At 46.3% G+C, this 1,404-nt stretch carries 1 protein-coding gene; it reads left to right on the top strand.

Features of this window, described 5'->3' with window-relative positions:
- Positions 1 to 1,357 (top strand): ATP-binding cassette domain-containing protein (locus R7E00_RS23445; protein ID WP_318124629.1); only part of this gene is annotated, 1,357 nt, incomplete at its 5' end.
- Positions 1,358 to 1,404: the final 47 nt, after the last annotated feature.

The raw sequence follows: 1,404 nt of genomic DNA, 5'->3' as shown, positions 1-1,404 counted from the left end.
AGGCGACATCGGCTCCCTGCTAGGCGATCTGCTTTGTGGCGAACTGAAACCCACACAAGGGACGTTGGATCTTGGTGAATTGAAAGTCGCGCAAGTATCGCTTTCAGAGCAACAACGACTACTTGAACGTGAGCTAGAAAAGGACGACACCGATTTTCTCGATCGTATCGACCAAGGCAGTACCGTTTATGCTTTGATTTTTGAGTGCTGCCAAGATGCAGCAACAACGGAAAGACTGCTTGAAGAGCTCGACCTTCACCATTTAAAACAGAGCGGTTTTCGTGTTTTATCGACTGGCGAGACCAGACGAGTCATGCTCGCTAGAGCGTTGGCAACCCAACCTGACCTTGTGCTTCTGGATAATCCTTTTGTCGGTCTAGATGTTGCCCACCGCGCTTCACTCGCAACCTATTTGCACTCGCTTTCGCAATCCGTCCAGATGTTGATTACGTTTTCTCGCGAGTCCGACATGCCAGAATGGATAGATCATGTGGCGCTATTTAATGCCGGCAGTCTTGACAGCACAATGAATAAAGAGAGTTGGGACAACCACCCGATAATCGAACAAATCAAGTCACAATCCCAAAAACAAAGCGAAGAGATGATGGGGTTGATACGACGTCACCAACACTCTACACACTTCGATGATCCTATTTTCGAACTAAAAAATGGCCAAGTTGAATACACTGAAAAACGTATTTTCACTGACCTGAATTGGCGCATAGTTCAAGGGCAACACTGGCAAGTTAAAGGGCCAAACGGCTGTGGTAAAAGTACGTTATTGGGGCTGATATTTGGCGATCATCCACAATGCTACAGTAACGACATCCACATCTTCGGCAAGAAGCGAGGCTCTGGCGAAAGCATCTGGGAGATAAAACAGCATATTGGCATGGTCTCCTCTGCACTGCATCTTCAATACCGAGTGAATTGCAGCGCGTTAGAGGTCATTCTGTCTGGGTTCTACGACTCGATTGGCTTGTATAATCAGCCTTCGCGTAAAGAGATTGACGTAGCTAAAGAGTGGCTTGATATCTTACACATGCGTCACTACGAAAAGACGTCTTTCAAACAGTTGGAATACGGTCAGCAACGTTTGCTGTTGATCGCGCGCGCTATAGTGAAGCAGCCAACGCTACTCATTTTGGATGAGCCTTATCAAGGTCTCGACTTTTTAGGACGACGCTTGGTAAAAAACACGTTGGAACTGATTGCACGTGAAAATCTCAGCCAATTGCTTTACGTCTCCCATTACCAAGAAGACAGCCTTGAGAGCATCAAAAACGATCTTGAGTTTGTCTTCGATGACGAAGCGCAGTGTTATCGCGCTCAAATTTATCATCAAAAGCGATCTTGAGTTTGTCTTTGATGACGAAGCGCAGTGTTATCGCGCTCAAATTCATA

The organism is Vibrio sp. Vb1755, assembly GCF_033338635.1.
Lineage (GTDB): Bacteria > Pseudomonadota > Gammaproteobacteria > Enterobacterales > Vibrionaceae > Vibrio > Vibrio alginolyticus.
Note: the sequence above shows the minus strand (reverse complement) of the source record. Positions and strands in the feature narration are given on the sequence as shown.